This window comes from Halomonas cerina, assembly GCF_014192215.1.
In the GTDB taxonomy this organism is placed as follows: domain Bacteria; phylum Pseudomonadota; class Gammaproteobacteria; order Pseudomonadales; family Halomonadaceae; genus Halomonas; species Halomonas cerina.
Genome location: NZ_JACHXP010000002.1, coordinates 287,259 through 302,324, shown reverse-complemented (window position 1 = coordinate 302,324; position 15,066 = coordinate 287,259). Strand labels below are relative to the sequence as shown.

The 15,066-nt window shown below is 58.3% G+C and carries 16 protein-coding genes and 3 pseudogenes; 1 reads left to right on the top strand and 18 read right to left on the bottom strand.

The features are described 5' to 3' along the window. Positions 1-58 precede the first annotated feature (58 nt). The 15 genes and pseudogenes from FHR94_RS03305 to FHR94_RS03235 all read right to left on the bottom strand — a co-directional run bounded on the left by FHR94_RS03305 (position 59) and on the right by FHR94_RS03235 (position 12,824). Entirely contained in the window at positions 59-1,510 is a 1,452-nt protein-coding gene (locus tag FHR94_RS03305; protein WP_183324191.1) for a capsular polysaccharide export protein, LipB/KpsS family, read from the bottom strand. A 47-nt stretch (positions 1,511-1,557) separates the two neighbouring features. Further along, positions 1,558-2,613 carry a pseudaminic acid synthase gene (pseI, locus tag FHR94_RS03300; protein ID WP_183324190.1) on the bottom strand — a complete coding sequence of 352 codons (1,056 nt, stop codon included), beginning with the start codon at positions 2,611-2,613 and terminating at the stop codon, positions 1,558-1,560. Continuing rightward, positions 2,600-3,259 (bottom strand): formyltransferase family protein, encoded by a 660-nt coding sequence (locus FHR94_RS03295; RefSeq protein ID WP_183324189.1) that lies wholly within the window; start codon positions 3,257-3,259, stop codon positions 2,600-2,602. The genes pseI and FHR94_RS03295 overlap by 14 nt, the downstream gene beginning before the upstream one ends. Before the next feature lie 3 nt (positions 3,260-3,262). Next, positions 3,263-4,405, bottom strand: a complete 1,143-nt coding sequence (pseG, locus tag FHR94_RS03290) for a UDP-2,4-diacetamido-2,4,6-trideoxy-beta-L-altropyranose hydrolase (protein ID WP_183324188.1) — start codon at positions 4,403-4,405, stop codon at positions 3,263-3,265. After that, positions 4,402-5,124 carry a pseudaminic acid cytidylyltransferase gene (gene pseF, locus FHR94_RS03285; protein ID WP_183324187.1) on the bottom strand — a complete coding sequence of 241 codons (723 nt, stop codon included), beginning with the start codon at positions 5,122-5,124 and terminating at the stop codon, positions 4,402-4,404. Before pseF ends, pseG begins: the two co-directional genes overlap by 4 nt. Further along, positions 5,121-6,284: a UDP-4-amino-4,6-dideoxy-N-acetyl-beta-L-altrosamine transaminase gene (gene pseC / locus FHR94_RS03280; protein WP_183324186.1), complete on the bottom strand. Its 1,164-nt coding sequence runs from the start codon at positions 6,282-6,284 to the stop codon at positions 5,121-5,123. Before pseC ends, pseF begins: the two co-directional genes overlap by 4 nt. After that, positions 6,284-7,282, bottom strand: coding sequence for a UDP-N-acetylglucosamine 4,6-dehydratase (inverting) (pseB, locus tag FHR94_RS03275; RefSeq protein WP_183324185.1), 999 nt, complete (start codon positions 7,280-7,282; stop codon positions 6,284-6,286). Before pseB ends, pseC begins: the two co-directional genes overlap by 1 nt. A gap of 42 nt (positions 7,283-7,324) precedes the next feature. Next, positions 7,325-8,626, bottom strand: a complete 1,302-nt coding sequence (locus FHR94_RS03270; protein WP_183324184.1) for a lipopolysaccharide biosynthesis protein — start codon at positions 8,624-8,626, stop codon at positions 7,325-7,327. Positions 8,627-8,907: 281 nt separating this feature from the next. Continuing rightward, positions 8,908-9,381: a hypothetical protein gene (locus FHR94_RS19600; RefSeq protein WP_183324183.1), complete on the bottom strand. Its 474-nt coding sequence runs from the start codon at positions 9,379-9,381 to the stop codon at positions 8,908-8,910. Positions 9,382-9,443: 62 nt separating this feature from the next. Then, positions 9,444-9,668, bottom strand: a pseudogene (locus FHR94_RS19595) (nucleotidyltransferase domain-containing protein); the annotation flags it as partial. Positions 9,669-9,687: 19 nt separating this feature from the next. Further along, a complete protein-coding gene (locus FHR94_RS03255) occupies positions 9,688-10,632 on the bottom strand; it encodes an Rpn family recombination-promoting nuclease/putative transposase (protein ID WP_183324182.1) in 945 nt (314 codons plus the stop codon). Positions 10,633-10,663: 31 nt separating this feature from the next. After that, positions 10,664-10,789, bottom strand: a pseudogene (locus FHR94_RS20045) (DUF5615 family PIN-like protein); the annotation flags it as partial. Then, positions 10,789-11,013, bottom strand: a complete 225-nt coding sequence (locus FHR94_RS03245; protein WP_183324181.1) for a DUF433 domain-containing protein — start codon at positions 11,011-11,013, stop codon at positions 10,789-10,791. The pseudogene FHR94_RS20045 and the gene FHR94_RS03245, both read right to left, overlap by 1 nt. A gap of 252 nt (positions 11,014-11,265) precedes the next feature. Further along, complete coding sequence (locus FHR94_RS03240; protein ID WP_183324180.1) at positions 11,266-11,775, bottom strand: RpnC/YadD family protein; 510 nt, start codon at positions 11,773-11,775, stop codon at positions 11,266-11,268. A 53-nt stretch (positions 11,776-11,828) separates the two neighbouring features. Continuing rightward, a complete protein-coding gene (locus FHR94_RS03235) occupies positions 11,829-12,824 on the bottom strand; it encodes an Rpn family recombination-promoting nuclease/putative transposase (RefSeq protein WP_183324179.1) in 996 nt (331 codons plus the stop codon). 60 nt (positions 12,825-12,884) lie between these two features. Here FHR94_RS03235 and FHR94_RS03230 point away from each other — a divergent pair, with 60 nt between their 5' ends. Next, a complete protein-coding gene (locus FHR94_RS03230; protein WP_246389800.1) occupies positions 12,885-13,916 on the top strand; it encodes a site-specific integrase in 1,032 nt (343 codons plus the stop codon). Between the two features lie 237 nt (positions 13,917-14,153). Here FHR94_RS03230 and FHR94_RS03225 read toward each other — a convergent pair whose 3' ends face one another. The 3 genes and pseudogenes from FHR94_RS03225 to FHR94_RS20040 all read right to left on the bottom strand — a co-directional run. Next, complete coding sequence (locus tag FHR94_RS03225; protein WP_183324178.1) at positions 14,154-14,534, bottom strand: PIN domain-containing protein; 381 nt, start codon at positions 14,532-14,534, stop codon at positions 14,154-14,156. Then, on the bottom strand, positions 14,518-14,775 hold the full coding sequence (locus FHR94_RS03220; protein ID WP_183324177.1) for a DUF2281 domain-containing protein: 258 nt from the start codon (positions 14,773-14,775) through the stop codon (positions 14,518-14,520). Before FHR94_RS03220 ends, FHR94_RS03225 begins: the two co-directional genes overlap by 17 nt. Positions 14,776-14,838: 63 nt before the next feature. Next, positions 14,839-15,063: pseudogene (locus FHR94_RS20040) on the bottom strand (MBL fold metallo-hydrolase RNA specificity domain-containing protein); the annotation flags it as partial. Positions 15,064-15,066 lie beyond the last annotated feature (3 nt).

Genomic DNA, 15,066 nt, shown 5'->3' with positions numbered 1-15,066 from the left:
CTTTCGGCGGGATTTATACAGCCTTTTCCTTATGGAAACAGTCATCCATTCGGTTATATTACAGGAATAAAGTCTTTAGCTGCATTTTGAACTCAGGATACACCTCTTCAACAAGAAGTCGAGCTCCTCTGGAGCCTTGCATCAAGTTCAAAGAACCTTTTAGCGTATTCATATAATACGCACAAAGAAACTTCACATTATACATGAATATGTCTCTATCATGATCACCCGGTTCAGAAAGGCAAGCTTCTCCAAATAAAGAATGCAGCTCTTTTGGGTCTGATACCTTTACAACATTCTTGTGCCCTTGATAAAAAACAGAACCGAATAAAAAGACTTTCTTCCCCATCAAAAGAGCTTCATATCCTACTGTGCTAGTTAGGGTTGCAACAGCTGACGAGTTTTTTATTAATTCTTTTGTATTTTCGGAGTATGAAAGTAACCTGACGTTTGGCAACCGACACAAGCTTTCATAAAACTTCAAGCTCGGTAATCCAAAGGCACTCACATGGTCTTTCACATACAGCCTAGCGCCCTCTGGCAAGTTGAAAGCCATGTTCCTGATAACTTCATATTCATTTAAATAAGCCCCGCTCAATACTGAAGTTGAAGATTCGGGATGAAAATGAAGCGGATAGAGGAAGTACTTTTCTCCAGCAACAGGTGTTTCATAGTAATGTGTAAGCTTCTTGGCTTTCTTTTTCCTCTTGTAGCTTCTCAAGAACATCAGCCATGACATTTTCAAAGGGCTTACTCGCTGAAAACTACCTCGTCCGTCAGTTTTTATGCTTTGTATTGCAAAAAGAAGCTTTTTAAACTTGTCTTTATTAAAATACTTCTCCATCAAAGATATGTTACCCAGATTATTGAACCTCATATAATCTGGAGTAACTTCTTCGATGCTCGAAATATGCTCGGCGCTCCAGCTATAAAGCCACTGAGGGATATCAATTTTACCCTCATTTATCTTATCTAGCGTCTCGTCAACTTTCTTGTGTTCTGAAAATGGATCGTCCGTGAGCCAGAAACGCCCTGGGATTCGGCTCGGCGTGAACCCCATATATTTCACATCACATTTCTGGCAAACAAACCAACAAAAATATGCGAACGTGTTTGAAACATTCTCATATATCACCAAGTCGACACTTTCTCTGTCGACTATATGCGAAAAAAAATTGAGCAATGAGCTTTTCAGATTATCAAAATATTCTACACGCTTCCTTCCCCACAACCCGTAGACTTCTGATCTTTCAAAGTCAGAGAGCAGAGCATAATTCAAATTAAAGTCGCGATAGTTATCCAAGACCTCAAAGTCACAGCCATCACTTTTAAAAAAATCAGAAAAATTATAAAAGGGAAAATCTACCTTAGAGATGCGATTCTCGACCACTGAATAGGTGCTATCAACAGCAAACACAATTTTATGGCCGTCCTGAGATAGTTTTTTGGCAATCTCATTGAAAAAATGATGGTACTTAGGAGCACCATTCGACAAGATCAGAATATTCATTTACACACCAAATGCCTCATCCTGTATTTCTATGATCACTGCTAATCTTATGACTCTATTGATAGATCTTCTAACGAGATGGGCATATTCTTACGAACATTACTTTCTATTCTTTTTCCCACTATGTCTTTCAGATATTTTGGCTGCAGTCCATAGCCAGGCCTAACACTTCTGATGGCATCCTCGGTAATCACATCTCCAGCCTTCAGATCCTTGACGAAGTACAAAGACCGTCGGAATTTCACATTCCCTTGTTCACTGGACTTCCTGCCGTATTCGACTTGGCCCAGGGCCCGCCAGGCGGTCTTGGTATCACGACAAAGCGCCGCGAGCTCTGCCGGTTCCAGCGAAAAGCTGTCATCGGGGCCGCCGCCGTTGCGGTCCAGGGTGAAGTGCTTCTCGATCAGGCTGGCGCCCAGCGCCACGCTGGTGATCGCCGTGATGTTGTCGAGAGTATGGTCGGAAAGCCCGGTGACCCGCCCGAAGCGCTCGGTCATGTCGGGAATGGTGCGCAGGTTGTAATCCTCCGCCGGGGCAGGGTACCCACTCACGCAGTGGAGGATGGCCAGCTGCTCACAGCCGGCGCCGCGGGCGGCGTCGATGGCTTCCTGGATCTCCTCGGCGTCGGCCATGCCGGTGGAGATGATCATCGGCTTGCCGGTGCGGGCGACGTACTCGATCAATGGCAGGTCGACGGCCTCGAAGGAAGCAATCTTGTAGGCCGGGGCGCCCAGGTCCTCGAGCAGGTCGACCGCGGTGGTATCGAACGGTGAGCTGAAGAGGGTGATGCCCAGCTTGCGCGCGTGCTCGAACAGTGGCCGGTGCCATTCCCAGGGGGTGTGCGCCCATTCATAGAGCTCGTAGAGGGTACGTCCCTTCCATAGCCCCTCGGTGATCTGGAAATCCGGCAGGTCGCTGTCCAGGGTGATGGTATCCGGCCGATACGTCTGCAGCTTGATGGCATCGGCGCCGGCCCGCTTGGCTTCCTCGATGATCTTGAGCGCGGTCTCAAGCTTCCCGTTATGGTTGGCGGAGAGCTCGGCGATGATATAAGGCGGTTGATCGGGACCGATCACGCGGCCATCGATGTTAATCGTCGTCATGGTGTGTCACCTTCTTGAGCTCGATGGTGTAGGTGTGGCCGTGCAGGCGAAAGAACGCCGGATAGCGCTGCGGATCCATGACCCGGATCGCTGGGAACAGGTCGCGCAAGGGCAGTGAAGGATCGATTTCACTGTCCGCCGGCGTGCGTTTGCGATAGTACGTCGGCGTAATGTGCTCAGGCTGCGGCACCGGCTCGGCGCCGGCTTCGATCAGCGTCAGCGCCTCGTCCATCAGCGCCAGTTCCGTGTCGAACAGCAGGCGATGAATCTCGTCATGCAGGGCGTGGGCCGGTACCGGGAAGGTCCGTTTGGCCCAGATGGCTCCCGTGTCCACGCCATCCTCGGCATCGAGCAGGCTCAGCGTGATGGCCTCGGCGCCCTCGAGCAGGGCCCAGATGTGCGGGCTCCAGCCGCGGCCGTGCGGCAGGTCGCTAGCATGCAGCACCAGGGTATGCCGATAGCGCGCCCGGGTGGCGGCATCGATGAGCTGGCTGCAGGAGACGAGGAATAGCACCTCCCCGCCGGGGAGTTCGCCTTTGTCTCGGCACAGGGCGATGTCATGATCCCGCTGGTGTTGCGCCTGCCAACGCGCCAACCAGGCGTTGACGGGATGCTCAGGACTGGTGCACAGGAGCGTAATCTGCATGGGTCATCCGTTACTCAGCAAATGTTGAACGAGCGCCCGCGCCCCCTGCCCCTCCGTGAGGCCGGCAGCGTAGTGCGTCATGGCATCGAGGCGTGCCGGCTCGGCGGTGATCGCCGCCATGACCTGCTCTAGCCGGTCAGCCCAGGCTGAGCTGGCGGTGGTGCCGACATGAATCGCCGCCTGGGCCTCGTCCAGGTGGCGGGCGATCGCTACCTGGTTCTCGGCCAAGGCCACCATCACGGTCGGCAGCCCCAGGCAGCAGCGCTCCCAGGAGGTGCTGCCGGCGGCACCGATGGCCAGGTCGGCCCCGGCCATGCGCCGCGCCATGTCGTCGACGTTGACCGCGACCTCGGTGGGCCATGGCATCCGCCGGGCCCGGGCTCGGACATCATCGAGCCAGGGCGCGGTGGCGCCCATCACCACGGTGATCTGCAGGTCCTGGGACAAGGGACACTGGCTCAGGACCTCGAGCACTCGGCCGGTGACGTTGTCCTGGTCGACCCCACCCAGGGTGATCAGCAGGTGCTGGAGCCGCGGGGCCTCGCGGCGGGCGAGGCTGGCGTCCCGCCAGGCGGCGAACTCGGGCCGCAGCAAGGCATAGGTAGGCCCCACCAGGACACGGCACGCCTCGGGCACCAGACCGGCGTAGTCCGCCGCCCGGCGGCCCAGGTTCTGATCGAGCAGCAGGTCGGCACGGTGCGACCGGTCGGCCAGGTCATCGATCACCAGCACCCGGCACCCTTCCGGCGTGACGAGGTCTTCCCAGCGAACGTCCAGCGCATAGTGGTCCACCACCAGCCAATCCGGCCGCAGCGCCGCCAGGACGTGGCGGCTCTGCTCGGCATCGTCGGCCCAGTCCACGCCGAGCCAGTCGGCATGCGGGGGGGCATCCTCCGTGGCCGCCGGCGAGGCGCCCTCCCCGTCGGACTCATCGGGCAGGGACAGGCGGTGCACCCGGTGGCCATGGTCGGCGATCCGCTCGATGAGATGGCCGTCATGAACGCGGCACAGGAAGTGGCAGTCGGCGCCGCGGGCGGCCAGGGCATCCGCCAGCGTCAAACAGCGCATCACATGGCCGCTGCCGATCGATCGCGAGGCATCGGCGCGAAAGGCGATGACCGGCGCGGCCGCATAGAGCTCGCTCATGCGCCCTCCGCCTGCAGGGCCCGGAACAACCACTCCGCCCGTCGCCAGTCCTCTAGGGTATCGATGTCTTGCACGCGATGGCGCGGCAACATAACCGGTGCGGCGCCCGGGCCCATCAACGGGCGTGCCTGACACCAGGCCTCGGCCCGGCCCCAGTAGAACTGGCCGGCATCGTGGTAGGCCTCTTCGAGATCCTGGGAGCGGGTCTGGACATGTTCGGGGTGGAACATCGCCACCCGACCGTCGGCCGTCATGCGCAGCGCGCGCTGAATGGGGAAGGCGTAGCTGGTGATGCTGAAGGCGTAGTCGGCGCCCTCGGCCTCCAGGATCGTCTGTCCGCGGCGCAGATCGTCGGCCTGCACGAAGGGCGCGGTGGCGTAGACGCAGCAGACCTGACGGGGCGTCTCGCCGTGGGCCTCGAGCCAGTCGAGGGCATGGGCGATCACCGGCACCGTGCCGGTATGGTCGTCGGCCAGCGCCTCGGGGCGGCGAAACGGCACCTCGGCGCCCCACTCACGGGCGACATCGGCGATGCCATCATCGTCGGTGGAGACGATCACGCGGTCGAAACAGCCGCTGGTTAGGGCGGCCTCGATGGACCAGGCGATCATCGGCTTGCCGCAGAACGGCTTGACGTTCTTGCGCGGGATGCGCTTGCTGCCGCCACGGGCGGGAATTACCGCGACGCGATCGGCCGCCTTGGGCGAAGTTTTGCTCATGCGCCCTCCAGGGCCCGGGTCAGAGCCGCCACGACCTCGTCCTGCTGGGTCTCGGTCATCGTCGGATATAACGGCAGGCTGATGGCCTCGGCATAGTATCGCTCGGCCTCGGGGAAGTCGCCCGGCGCGAAGCCCAGTTCACGATAGTAGGGCTGGGTATGCACGGGGATGTAGTGCAGGTTGACCCCGATGCCCTGGTCGCGGAGCGCCTCGAAGACCCGACGATGGCTCGGCTGGATGGCTTCGAGCTCCAGCCGGATGACATAGAGGTGACGCCCGGAGTAACTGTCGGGGTGCTGCCAGGGCGTGGTGAGCGGTAGCTCGGCGAGCAGGCGATCATAGCGCTCGGCCATAGCGTGGCGACGCGCCACGTAGTCCTCCAGCCGCGCGAGCTGGGACTCGCCCAGCGCGGCCTGCAACTCGGTCATGCGATAGTTGAAGCCCAGCGCGACCTGCTGGTAGTACCAGGGCCCCTCGGCTTCCTGCGTCATCAGCGCCGGGTCGCGGGTCACCCCGTGGCTGCGCAGCAGGGCCATCGTCTCGGCCAGCCGGTCATCGTTGGTCACCGCCAGGCCGCCCTCGGCGGTGGTGATGATCTTGACCGGATGGAAGCTGAACACGGTGATGTCGCTGTAGCGGCCGTTGCCGATGGGTTCTCCCCGATACCGGCCGCCGATGGCGTGCGAGGCATCCTCGACGACCCGGAAGCCATAGCGCTCGCTCAAGGCGTGGATGGCCTGCATGTCGCAGGGTTGCCCGCACAGGTGCACGGCGACCACCACCTTGGGCAGGCGTCCCTCCCGCTCGGCGCGCGCCAGCTTGGCCTCGAGCGCCTGAGGACAGAGGTTGTAGGTGCGCGGATCGATGTCGACGAAATCGACCGTCGCTCTGCAGTAGAGTCCGCAGTTTGCTGAGGCGACGAATGTGATAGGCGAGGTCCACAGCCAGTCGCCCTCCCCTAGGCCCACCGCCAGGCAGGCGAGGTGCAATGCAGAGGTGGCGCTGTTGACCGCCACACCGTGCCGGGCGCCGACCTGATTGGCGACGGCCTGCTCGAAGTGTGGCACCGCCGGCCCCTGGGTCAGGAAATCGGATTGCAGGACCTCGAGCACGGCGTCGATATCCTGCGGCTGGATGTCCTGACGTCCATAAGGAATCATCAGATAGCTCCAATCTTTTCCCAGTTCGCGTCGATCCAAGCACGCAGTGCGTCGTCGCTCATCCACTCGGCGTTATTGTCGCTGGAATAGACAAAGCCTTCCGGAACCTTCTTGCCGTCCTTGATACGGTTAGCGTCCTGGTCCCAGCTGTTGATCGCCGGCAGGATTTTGAAGTGCTCGGGGTACTCGTAGGTGTAGTAGGCATCCTCGGCCCCGATCATCTGCTCATGGAGCTTCTCACCAGGGCGAATGCCGACCACCTCCTGCTTGGCCTCGGGGGCGACGACGCGGCCCAGATCGGTGACCTTCATTGAGGGAATCTTCTTGACGTAGATTTCGCCGCCTTCCATGTCCTCGAAGGCGTGCCACACCAGTTCCACACCCTGTTCCAGGGAGATCATGAAGCGGGTCATACGTTCATCGGTGATTGGCAGCACACCCTTGTCACGAATCGACATGAAGAACGGGATTACCGACCCACGCGAGCCCATCACGTTGCCGTAGCGAACCACTGCGAAGCGTGTCTCGTGGCCGCCGGCGTAGGAGTTGCCGGCCACGAACAGCTTGTCGGAGGTCAGCTTGGTCGCCCCATACAGATTGATCGGGCTGCTGGCCTTGTCGGTGGACAGCGCTACGACCTTCTTGACGCCCTTGTCGATGCAGGCATCGATCAGGTTCATGGCACCCTGCACGTTGGTCTTGACGCACTCGAAAGGGTTGTACTCGGCGGTGGGCACGATCTTGGTGGCCGCGGCATGCACCACATAGTCGACACCATCCAGCGCCCGATAGATACGGTCCCGATCGCGCACATCGCCGATGAAGAAGCGCACCCGCGAATCGCCTTGAAACTTCTTGGCCATCTCCCACTGCTTCATCTCATCGCGCGAGAAGATGATGACGCGCTTGGGGTTGTAGCGTTCCAGCAGCATAGGAATGAACGTATGGCCAAAGGAGCCAGTGCCACCTGTTACAAGAATTGATGCCTCATGGAACATTTATTTCCACCTTTTCTCAACTAACGAAGAGTTATCAACCTGCTAAACAACAGTTGTTTCTAGCAGCTGTTTTTCTTTCTGCATCCACGGTTGTTTCTTCTTCATTTTCATATAAGCCAAGCTCTTATGAGCCAGCAAGAATAAGAAAGACCCACAAAGTGCCAGCGGCACCCCATAAATAGGGAGAACACGAACAACCAACCCTGAAAGAAGCACAAACACAATGAAAGAGGCCACATGGCTCACGATGATAGCCTTATCCTCTGCCATAGCATAAAGCCCGTAATGGGGCACCATGCTCAAACCATAAACAAAGATGGCAAAAAGAAGAATATACAGTATTTCAACATGCTCTCCATACACATCTTTATCAAGAAAAAACAGCACAGGATGAATTAGTAAAGCAGCAGCAATGCTCAAAAATAAGGACACTACCAATGTTTGCCGGAACAAAGAAATCATACCGCTCCTAAAAGAGCCACTATCCCTTCTCTTAAAGGCCTGTATGATTTTTGGGTATAAAAACACAAATACACCAGCATTTAAGAACGCGTTTACCGCATTAGCCACGCCGGCGAAAAGCACATATGCAGCCAACACATCCGCACCTGCAAGAGCTTCAACCCAATAACGATCAACTGTGAACAATCCGCGAACGGCCAGCGTCGCCAAGAGAAATGGCAATGCCACTTTTACTCCGCGCCTCACCCATCGCCAATCGATTGAGTCACTCAAACAATCTCGATCCAATTTTAGTATTGCTAAGATACCAACAGAACATGCCGTCGCAACACCAATGCCCCATGTCGTCAAGACAAACTCAAGCGAACGAATAGACGGCAGCAGTAAAAACAAGGCCGCAACGACAAGTGCCCAAAGGCCAGAGCGTAAAAAAAGTACTATACTAGCATAAAGCTGGCGAGACATTGCAACCAGTAACCGATTTAACTCTTGAGCCAAGTGCTCTAACACAATTAAAACAAAAAACCAAGGCGCCACCGACCAAGGTAGAAGCCCCACTACAAAGATAATAGTCAGTGCGGGTAAAACAACCAGGTAAGTCAAAAAAAAGAAGGCACTTTGGTCTCGCACTAACCTAGCCCACTGATCTGGATCAGTGCCAAGCAGCTCTCTCGTGCTATACGTATAAAAATCGAAACCTAAACCATAGAGTGCATATGCAACCGTCGCTACCAGCAATCCATATAAAGCGATATCAGCTGGATCAAGAAAATAAGCCAACAAAAAAAGCAATGCAAACTTTGCTAACAAAGTACTGCCTCGCAAGCCAATATTGACAAGGCGTTCTATTGGAAAGCTTTTAATAAGAACTTCTCCCGTCATAGTTGAATACCTACTGGCAAAACGCTACGAAGCCATAGTAGAGCGGTTTTCCATGTGTTTCCCCTGGAAGTTCCCGCATATTGGCGAAATGATCGAGGGCCCGGGGGCCACATTTGTGAGACTGCCCTCCGCACATATGGGGGACGGGCCGTTTCGCCGAACCCACCTGAAAAACGTGAATCACCCTCACATTTCTGCAAGGGCGATTTCCCTAACTCACTGTTTTTTCTGGGATATACCGATAAGGGGGCGGCTGCCAATCGAGTGCAGGTTCGGCAACGTTAGATCAGCCCGCGCTTTTGGGCATCAGCCAACATCGCGTTGGCAAAACTAATGATTTTTTCCTGGTAGTCGTGAGCCGCATTCAACGCATCAGCCAATACCTGGGCAGACTCGATATACTCATGGATCATCTGCTTACGAATTTGGCGGATTGCCAACCAGCGATCAGCGGACTCCAGCATTCCCAGCTTCTCTGCCTTGTCGAGGTTATCGACTACCGCACCCCGCTTCTCTCCCAGCGCCTGCAGCCAGACCGGGAGAAGCTTGTCTCCAACGGTGTCTTGCAGTCGGCAGAAACGGCTTGCAAACGCCTCGACCCTTTCAGCGAATGCTTCATCATTGGCGAGCGTTGCTGCTCGGTCGACATCCAGTGGCTGATCGAACACGCGACCCGAGGAAAACTGAAGGTGCTGAATTTCCTTACTGACGACCCGGTGCAGAAAGGCAAGGCGCTCTTGAAGATCGTTATGCATGGGACAGAATTACCCCCTTGCTCTCGAGCAACACGGTGAATCGGTAACTCTTCTAGATTGGGTGCCGACACGATCACGTCTACCTTGCGGCCCTGAGTGGCGCGCATGACCTTGACACTGAGCCAGGCCGACAAGCGCGCAGGGTGCTCAACCGGCTCATCAAGCTCCACCATGAGGTCGATATCGCCGCCCTTGGCGGAGTCATCGAGGCGGGAGCCGAAGAGCCGCACCTCAGCCAATTTCCCGAAGATCTCGGCAGCAGCCGTCTTGATGGTTTCGATTTCCATACTGGGATAGCCGCATAACTCACTGCTTGAACACGTCATCCAGAGTACTGGCCGTCAGAATGGCGGCGGACCATTCTTCTAACTGCTCGGGGGTGGCCTCGTCCAGCAGCTGCTGTGCCCATTCGGGGAGTTCGCCGAACTTAAGACCAAGCTGCCTTGTCAGCACTTGCCGCTGCCCTATGGCCTGTTCCTTCTTGGCCCAGTTCTCGAGGTTTTCTGCCAACATCTCTTTATCCTCCACCACGCTATTCAGCCGCTCCAAGTTGATCTCGTCGCCGAGCCTCTGCAGGTGTCGCTTCAGCCAGCGGGTCACAATCTCATCGATACGCTGCTTGTTGGGATCGGCCTGGATGATCGCCACGATGCGGTCTACCGCCCGCTGCAGCGCCTGCCGATCACCCGTGGCGTTCTCGATACCGAACACGCCGCTGAGAGGCGTGTGGCGCTCGGCCAGTTCTTCATCGGTGTAGCGCGCCTCGTCGATCAGATAGTAGCGCAGATGTGGCTGGTAGACCCGCAGGAATTCCGGGGGTTCCGGCTGCACCAGCTGGTAGACATCCTGGCGTGCCGTCCAGCGTCGCGCCCCGTTGTAGAGCACGATAGGCAGCACCGGTGGAAGGCCCTTGGCGGGCGTGGTCTGCCGGGTCTTGAGCAGGTGATCGTAGAAGCAGGCCACATAGTGCAGCAACCGGATCGGCATGCGCTGGTCCACCGAGGACTGAAACTCCAGCAGTATGTACAGGAACACGCGCCGGGTGACGCCCTGCCAGTGCGTCTCGACCGACCATACCAGGTCTTCGAGCTTCTCTTCGAACAGTGGCGTGATGTAGTTGCCGCTGTGGTTCTTCAGGGTGGTGAAGTCCATCAGCCTGGCGATCTCGGCAGGCGCAAAGCCTTCGATCAGCTGCTGGACGAACTCCGGGTGGCTGAACAGCTCCTTGTAGCCCGTATCGTGGTGGGCCATGGCGGTGGTCCTCTCGGCGATGTTCTGCCCAACGCCATATGGCCGCATCCGAGGCCGCTTCCATTTTCAGATCAACGACGTGTTCGGCGTAGTGCCCCTGCGCAGCCAACCACCGTGCCAGCGCTGGCGGGAGTTGGGCGTCCACGAGAAAGTGCATCAGGCGACGGATAACACGGGATGGTCGCTCTGTCGGGCCGCGTACTCCAGCGCGGCGGTGATGTCCTCGTTTTCAAGATACGGATAATCTTCCAGCATCTCTTCACGCGTGGCCCCAGCCGCAAGGAGATCCAGGATATCCTTGACACGAATGCGCATGCTTCGGATGCAGGGGCGACCACCACATAGCTCCGGGTCGACTGTGATGCGGTGCAATTCGCTCATGATCGATCTCCTGTAGGCGAACCTCACTCTGCACGGAGGTATGCCTGCCATTGTAGCGCTTGCCCAGCGCCGAGGGGTAAGGGCCAAGGGCTTGAACAGGACCAAGGCGCAAGGGCCGAGGGCCAAGGGAAAAGCGGCCAAGCGGCCAAGCGCCCAGCGCCCAGCGCCCAGCGCCCAGCGCCCAGAAGTGTCAGAGTCGAGGTGAAACGTGGCAAGCGGTCAGGCAGAGCGTGAAGGGTCGAGGACCGAGGCTCAGGAAGATGGTTCTTCCGCGAACAGGGCGTCGAGGCTGTCGACAGTGAGAATCCTGGCGACCCAGATATCCAGCTGTTCGTCGCTGGCCTGCTTCAGGCGCTCATCGGCCCAGGCGGGAAGCTCGCCGAACTTCAGTTCGACCTGTTTGCGTAGCGTGCCTTCCACGCCTTCGTGGCGGCCTTCCTGGCGACCTTCCTCACGGCCTCGGGCTTCCCACTGTTCCGGCCATTTCTTGATGCGTTCTGCCAACATGTCGTGTACCTCGTGCAGGTCAGTAACGTCGCTGACGTCGGGGAATTCCAGGCCCGGCGCGCGGTTCGGCAGGAAGACCCGGTAGAACCAGACGATGATCGCCCGCCGCAGGCTGGCTTGCTCCGGGCCGCTGAGCCACTCGGCCAAGTGGCCGAGGCTGTCCACCACATCCTGTTCGCTGCGGTGCTTCTCGATCCGGAAAAGCGCCGCGGCGACGTTGCGCATCTCGTCGGACCAGTCTGGTGCATTGACCAACACGCTATCAGAAAGTCGCGCTACGCCGCGGTTTCGGAGGTGCTGTGGGCCGCCTATTCCTCGGTGAACAGAGCGTCGAGGCTATCGGCGGTGAGGATTCTGGCCACCCAGGCGTCGAGCTGTTCGTCGGTCGCCTGTGCCAGGCGCTCGTCCGCCCAGGCCGGGAGGGGGCCGAACTTGAGCTCGATCTGCTTGCGAAGCGTGCCTTCTACACCTTCATGGAGGCCTTCCTGGCGGCCTTCCTGGCGGCCTTTCTCTAGCCCCCGAGCTTCCCACTGTTCCGGCCATTTCTTGATGCGTTCTGCCAACATGTCGTGTACCTCGTGCAAGTCGGTGACGTCGCTGATGTCGGGGAACTCCAGGCCCGGCGCGCGGTTCGGCAGGAAGACCCGATAGAACCAGACGATGATCGCCCGCCGCAGGCTGGCCTGCTCCGGGCCGCTGAGCCACTCGGCCAGGTGGCCGAGGCTGTCCACCACATCCTGTTCGCTTCGGTGCTTCTCGATCCGGAAAAGCGCCGCGGCGACGTTGCGCATCTCGTCGGACCAGTCTGGCGCATTGACCAAGGCGCCTTCGTCGAGCAGCAGGTAGCTCAGCTGCGGACGGTAGCGCTCCAGACCACCCGGCACTGTTTCGACTAGGTCAGCGACATTTTGTGCCGCCGTCCAGCGCTGCTCACCATTGTAGAGCACGATGGGCAGTACTGGCGGCAGCTTGCCGCTCGGGGTGAAGGCGTCCTGGCGGATCAGGTCCTGGTAGAGCAGGCCCAGATAACTCATCACCCGCACGGCCATATGCTTGTCGACGCTCGATTGAAACTCCAGCAGCAGGTAGACATACAGCCAGCGGTCATGCCACCAGACCCGCCAGATCATATCGTCTTCGCGATCGCGCAGCTCGTCGCTGATGTAGGAGCCGCTGACCTTCTCCATTTTGGAGAAATCGAGCTGTTCGACCCAGGTTTCCTTCACGAAGCCAGTGAGCAGGTCCTTCACCATGGTCTTGTGTGAGAACAGCAACTTGTAGCTGTGGTCGTGGTGCTTGCTCATGGTGATAACTCTCCCTTGTCTATACTGATTATTTGTCCAGCATAGACAAGGATCAGCATCATGACCCAAGACGTGCATTCAGGGACGCCGGTGGAGCCCGATGAGGTGATCGTCGAACTCGAGCGCCTGCCCCAGGCCGTCAAGCGGCTTTCCGCTCGGGCGCGACGGCATATCGCCAACAGCGTATCGAAGAACACGATCCGTGGCATGCGCGCCGACCTGCGCGTCTATCAGCGGGCGGGCGGTCTGCTGCCTGCGGATGAGTTCGATATCGCCAACTTCATCGCCGATCAGCGCGCCCTGGGCAAGAAGCCCGCCACCCTGGAACGTTACCTGAACTCGCTGCATATGTGGCATCGCTACATGGCGCTGCCATCGCCGGTGAAGCACATGGCGGTGCGTGCGGTGATGCGCGGCATCCGGCGCTCGGCGGGCATTCGCCAGAAGGAGGCACCACCGCTACTGCTGGATGACCTGCAGCGCCTGCTGGATCACATCGACCGCTCGACCCTGCTAGGCAAGCGCGACAGCGCGCTCTTCGCGCTCTGTTTCCACGGGGCCTTCCGGCGCAGCGAGGTGGTCGCCCTCTATCTGGAGGATATGCAGTGGGAGACTCGCGGCGTCATTCTGGGCCTGAGGCGCAGCAAGACCAACCAGGAAGGCCTGCACGAAACCAAGCCCATCCTGCGCGCCCCTGCCCAGGTGCGTTACTGCCCGGTACGGCTGCTGGAGGCCTGGCTGGCGGCCTCAGGCATCCAACGCGGCGCCGTGTTTCGCAGCGTGGGGCCCGCCGGCCGACTGGGTGCCGGTCGCATGAGCGACCCTGCGCTTTACCAGCGGCTAATGCGGCACCTGGCCGCGGCCGATATGGCAGATCGCGGCTTTACGCCGCACAGCTTTCGCGCCGGCTTCATCACCGAGGCGCATCGGCAGGGCAAGTCGGATAGGGCTATCAAGCGCATCAGTGGCCATCGCTCCCAGCGCACCTTCGAGCGCTATATCCGCCATACCGATGACTTCGAGGACCACGCTGGCGACTTCTACCCAGGCGTCGAGGAGAAGCCGGGGATGTGGTGTCATCCTTGCCGGTGATGTCAGCAGATCGAGGGCCTAAACAGGTCCAAGGGCCGAGGAGCAAGGGCCAAGGAAAAGCATTCAGCGCCCAGGAGTGTCAGAGCCGAGGTGAAAATTGGCAAGTAGCCTGCGGCCAGAAGTGTCAGGGCCAAGGCAAAAGCGCCGAGCGACCATGCAGAAGGTGAAAGGCCGAGAACCGAGGAGCTAAAGGATCACACAGGTAGAAGCACGGGGTTTGCCTTCAGTACCCCATATTCAGCGCTTGGCGATGGTGGCCATAACAGCTGTTAACTTTTGGTCAAACGTAAGCAGTTCCAGGCGATATTCCGTAGCAGTAGCCGCGATGATGGCATCCGGCAGCTTGATTTTACGAGTCTGGCGCAGGCGTATCGTTCGTTCTTCGATGGCTTCGCTCAATGGCCAGACAGTTAATTTACTCAACTTTTGCCTGATAAGTTGTGCTTCCGCATCAGTGATGCCTGGATATCCAAGCAGCTCCATGCGGGTAATGACACTACAGGTGCACTGCTCTGTGAGTAGGCTACGAGACGCCGCATCCTCAGTGACCCTTGAAGAAGCCTTCAACAAGCCGAGAATGTAATTGGTATCCAGGAGGTACCTAATCCCACTCGGCACGGAGTCGCTCCTGTAATTTCAGCTCGTCACCTGAAAATGTCGTTGACCGCTCCAGTCCCCCTTGCAACTCTAGCAAGGATCCACTGCTTGGCTTCTCGCTCGGTATATGGTGTTTAGATTGCAGAAATTCTACGAAATCCAGCACCTCCTGTTGAAGAGGCTCAGGAAGGCGACCAATTTGTTGGGCAATCTGCTCTACGGTGGACATCGTTGACTCGCTGGCGACAATGTTGGTGATCATTACTGTTGAGTGCCTGGTGGCGCCATCCTTCAGTGACTGCTCCCCGCCCGAGTAGACGGGGGTTCACGCGGAATTTTGCTGAAGACGAAGCGTCGGATCGGCGCTACCACAGCAATTGAACCTATTATAGCGCCTGCGTGGCCTAGGTGACGTGGATCTCGTGGCCTGCGCGCGGGTCCAGCGTTCGATCTCGGCCTGGAGGGCTTGCTTGGCGTCCGGGTCGCCGTGGACCAGGCGTACCTCGCGGGGTGGCGTGGCCATGCCCTGGAGGAAGGTGAGCAGGTCGCGGCG

What these genes read in the sequence shown, in the direction of transcription:
- FHR94_RS03270 (WP_183324184.1), bottom strand. Translation starts at nt 8,626, where the DNA reads ATGACGGGAGAAGTTCTTATTAAAAGCTTTCCAATAGAACGCCTTGTC.
- pseI (WP_183324190.1), bottom strand. Translation starts at nt 2,613, where the DNA reads ATGACGACGATTAACATCGATGGCCGCGTGATCGGTCCCGATCAACCG.
- pseF (WP_183324187.1), bottom strand. Translation starts at nt 5,124, where the DNA reads ATGAGCAAAACTTCGCCCAAGGCGGCCGATCGCGTCGCGGTAATTCCC.
- FHR94_RS19600 (WP_183324183.1), bottom strand. Translation starts at nt 9,381, where the DNA reads ATGCATAACGATCTTCAAGAGCGCCTTGCCTTTCTGCACCGGGTCGTC.
- FHR94_RS03235 (WP_183324179.1), bottom strand. Translation starts at nt 12,824, where the DNA reads ATGAGCAAGCACCACGACCACAGCTACAAGTTGCTGTTCTCACACAAG.
- FHR94_RS03220 (WP_183324177.1), bottom strand. Translation starts at nt 14,775, where the DNA reads ATGATCACCAACATTGTCGCCAGCGAGTCAACGATGTCCACCGTAGAG.
- FHR94_RS03245 (WP_183324181.1), bottom strand. Translation starts at nt 11,013, where the DNA reads ATGAGCGAATTGCACCGCATCACAGTCGACCCGGAGCTATGTGGTGGT.
- pseB (WP_183324185.1), bottom strand. Translation starts at nt 7,282, where the DNA reads ATGTTCCATGAGGCATCAATTCTTGTAACAGGTGGCACTGGCTCCTTT.
- FHR94_RS03305 (WP_183324191.1), bottom strand. Translation starts at nt 1,510, where the DNA reads ATGAATATTCTGATCTTGTCGAATGGTGCTCCTAAGTACCATCATTTT.
- FHR94_RS03230 (WP_246389800.1), top strand. Translation starts at nt 12,885, where the DNA reads ATGACCCAAGACGTGCATTCAGGGACGCCGGTGGAGCCCGATGAGGTG.
- FHR94_RS03295 (WP_183324189.1), bottom strand. Translation starts at nt 3,259, where the DNA reads ATGCAGATTACGCTCCTGTGCACCAGTCCTGAGCATCCCGTCAACGCC.
- pseC (WP_183324186.1), bottom strand. Translation starts at nt 6,284, where the DNA reads ATGATTCCTTATGGACGTCAGGACATCCAGCCGCAGGATATCGACGCC.
- FHR94_RS03255 (WP_183324182.1), bottom strand. Translation starts at nt 10,632, where the DNA reads ATGGCCCACCACGATACGGGCTACAAGGAGCTGTTCAGCCACCCGGAG.
- pseG (WP_183324188.1), bottom strand. Translation starts at nt 4,405, where the DNA reads ATGAGCGAGCTCTATGCGGCCGCGCCGGTCATCGCCTTTCGCGCCGAT.